At 48.2% G+C, this 3609-nt stretch carries 3 protein-coding genes; all 3 read right to left on the minus strand.

Going from position 1 to position 3609, the window contains the following annotated elements; genetic code table 11:
• On the minus strand, window positions 1–1261 hold a 1261-nt coding region (gene hemL / locus QZZ35_RS09980; RefSeq protein WP_291237265.1), incomplete at its 3' end, for a glutamate-1-semialdehyde 2,1-aminomutase.
• A gap of 8 nt (window positions 1262–1269) precedes the next feature.
• Window positions 1270–2250 (minus strand): porphobilinogen synthase, encoded by a 981-nt coding sequence (gene hemB, locus QZZ35_RS09985; RefSeq protein ID WP_291237266.1) that lies wholly within the window; start codon window positions 2248–2250, stop codon window positions 1270–1272.
• Between the two features lie 7 nt (window positions 2251–2257).
• A partial coding sequence (gene cobA, locus QZZ35_RS09990) for a uroporphyrinogen-III C-methyltransferase (RefSeq protein ID WP_291237267.1) occupies window positions 2258–3609 on the minus strand: 1352 nt, incomplete at its 5' end.

A 3609-nucleotide genomic window follows, 5' to 3' on the forward strand; every position in this document is an offset into this window, starting at 1 on the left:
TTTTTATTGCCGCCACTGTCTTTTCAATATCTTCATCCGAATGTACACCGCTGACAAATAATGCTTCAAACTGGGAAGGTGCAATATAGATTCCATCGGATAACATAGATGAAAAATACTGTTTAAATGCCTCCAGATCAGAGGAAGCCGCATCTTGATAATTTTCCACCGGACCTTTTGTGAAGAAGAGACTGAGCAGAGATCCGGCACGATTGCAGACACAGTTTAAATTATTTTTTTCAATGCACTCTCTGAATATTTTTTCCAGTTTTTCTGCCTGATGCTCCGCATATGCATAAATTTCAGGATGATTTTTCAAAATATCCAGTGTCGCTATTCCGGCAGCCACCGCCGTCGGATTGCCTGAGAGTGTTCCTGCCTGATAAACAGGTCCCACAGGGGCCACCATCTCCATAATCTCTCTTTTTCCGCCGTAAGCAGCTAAAGGCATGCCGCCGCCGATGATCTTTCCCATCGTTGTCATGTCGGGTATCACATTATATTTTCCCTGAGCTCCGGAATAACCCAATCGGAATCCGGTAATGACCTCATCGAAAATAAGAACCGTTCCATAGTCTTCGGTAATCTTTCGAAGCCCCTCGAGAAAGCCGGGCTTTGGAAGGACAACACCCATATTGGCTGCCACCGGCTCAACAATCAATGCCCCGATCTGATCTCCATACAACTTAAATAAATGCTCAACGCTCTCAAGATCGTTGTAAACGGCAGTTAATGTTTTTGATGCGTAAGCTTTTGGCACTCCCGCACTGTCCGGCACATTCTGGGTCATCAGACCGGAACCGGCCTTGACCAGCAATCCATCGGCATGACCATGATAACAGCCCTCAAATTTTACAATGTAATCTCTTCCCGTGTAACCTCTTGCCGCACGGATGGCACTCATGACCGCCTCTGTTCCCGAATTGACAAGACGCACCATCTCCACAGAAGGTACCGCATCAATGATCATCTCGCACAGCGTCACTTCCCCTTCCGTCGGTGCCCCGTAGCTTGTACCTCGGCAGACAGCCTGACAGATGGCATCAACCACCTCTTCGCGGGCGTGACCGAGGATCATCGGTCCCCAGGAACCGATATAATCAATATAATCGTGGCCGTCCACATCATAAATATGGCTGCCCTTTGCCTTTTCAATGAATCGGGGTGTCATTCCCACAGAACGGTAGGCTCTGACCGGACTGCTCACACCTCCCGGCATCATCTCACAGGCTTTTTTAAACAATTCCTCACTGCGTTCCATCCTTTCCGCTATACCTCCCTTTCTCTCAGCCAGCGTGCAATATCCAGCGCATAATAGGTAATGATCATTTTTGCGCCTGCCCGTTTCATCGCTGTCATTGATTCCATAACGACCTTCTGCTCATCGATCCAGCCGTTAAGCGCAGCCGCCTTCATCATCGAATATTCGCCGCTCACACTGTAGGTACAGATTGGCAGAGGAAATGTGTCGGCAACCGTCTTTAAAATATCCAGATAGGCAAGTCCCGGCTTTACCATGAGAATATCAGCGCCCTCCGCCATATCAAGCTGTGCTTCAATGAGTGCATCCTTTTTATTGCGCCAATCCATCTGATAAGTCTTACGGTCACCAAAAGCCGGTGCAGAATGAGCTGCCTCGCGGAAAGGACCGTAAAATGCGGATGCATACTTAATACTGTAGGCCATAATTAATACATCCTCATAGCCCTGATCATCCAGTGCCCGGCGCATATGACCGATCCGTCCGTCCATCATATCCGACGGAGCCACAATGTCCGCTCCCGCTGCCGCACAGCTTATAGCCGCCATTGATAACAATTCAAGTGTATCATCATTTAATATCTTTCCGTCACAGATCAGTCCGCAATGACCATGATCTGTATATTCACAGAGACAGATATCCGCAATACAGATCATATCCGGATATTCCTTTTTTGTCAGCCGGATCGCCCTCTGAACGATACCGTTCATATTATAGGCTTCACTGCCCCTGGCATCTTTATGGTCCGGAACTCCGAAGAAAAGAATACTCCGCACCCCGCTGTCCCATATTTCCTTTAAATGTATCTCAAATGTATCCAGAGAATAATGATATATTCCCGGCATCGAAGGAATTTCTTCTTTGACCTTTTCACCCTCTACCACAAAAACCGGATAAATCAAATCTGAAATTCCCACATCATATTCATGTACTAAATCCCGAATCGCCTGAGACCCTCTCAGACGTCTCGGTCGGCGCAGTATATCCATTTTAAAATCACTCCTCATAGTTTTGCTGACACAGACAGTGTGTCACTCCCTCAGCCGTATATTCCGAAGCTACCGCCGAAACTTTTATTCCCGCCGCTTCTGCCTGTTTTGCTGTTTCCGGTCCGATACAGATCACTCTTGTAAAATCCGGCACATCCACCTTCATCTCCCCAAAAGCATGGACCGCCGATCCGCTGGCAAAAACAAGTGCATCTGCAGATCTCATCTCTCTTACCAGCATGTCCTGTCTGCGCCAGTCGATCTGTGTCCGGTAAGCCGCCAGATCACAGTAATGAACACCGGCCTCATCGAAACATTCATTTAATGACTTTGACCCGCCAGAAGCCCGGAATACAAATATTTCATCGGAAGGCCCGACCATCTCGCACAGCCCCTTTGCCAGATGACCCACCGTATACTCTTCCGGCATAAAATCCGGATAAAAGCCATTCGCTTTCAATGCCTCCCCTGTCCCGGGACCGACAACGCCGAATTTTTTGTCGAGCAGACACCGATAATCTATGGCCTCTTTTTTCATACATTCAAAAAACAGGCGGACACCGTTACGGCTTGTAAACAATATCCATTTTGCCCGCGTAAGCTCTGTAAAAACATTTTTCAAAAGGTCTTTTCGGGAAGCCTGTGTATAGATAAGGCTGATCTCCCGCACTTCCGCTCCGGTTCCTGCAAGGCTCTCCCTCTGTCTTCGCGCCATCTCTTTTGTGCCCGTAAGAATGACCTTTTTCCCTGTAAGTACACCCTCTTTTTTCCAGTCAAGCTCTTTCTCCAAAGACACCACATCACCGATGACCAAAATTCCCGGAGGACAAATGCCTTTCTCCTCACATATAGCATCAATCGTCTCTAATGTGCCCGTCACTTTTTTCTGAAGTCCTGTCGTCCCTTCCTGGATGACGGCGGCCGGCGTCTCTTTATCTTTTCCGCCCTCAATGAGAGCCCGACAAATGGAACCGATCCGGCGTATGCTCATCAAAAATACGAGGGTGCCGCTGTAGCCTGCCAGCCGTTTATAATCTACTTTTCCTCCGTCCCCTTCTTCATGCCCTGTAATAAAGTGGACCTCCGCAGAAATGCCCCGATGCGTTACCGGAATGCCGCCATAGGCCGGCACACTGTACGCGGATGAGATTCCCGGTACAATTTCAAATGCTATACCGGCTTTTACGAGAGCAAGAGCTTCCTCTCCGCCTCTGCCAAATATAAAAGGATCCCCGCCTTTTAACCGGACGACCTGCTTTCCTTCTTTTGCCTTTTCTATAAGAAGCATCTGTATGTCTTCCTGGCTCATATGATGTTTTCCTGACCGTTTTCCCGCATAGATCAGTTCCGCATGTACCG

Origin of the sequence: Frisingicoccus sp., assembly GCA_016298055.1 — a bacterium.
GTDB lineage: Bacteria > Bacillota > Clostridia > Lachnospirales > Lachnospiraceae > Frisingicoccus.

What these genes read in the sequence shown, in the direction of transcription:
- hemB (WP_291237266.1), bottom strand. Translation starts at nt 2,250, where the DNA reads ATGGATATACTGCGCCGACCGAGACGTCTGAGAGGGTCTCAGGCGATT.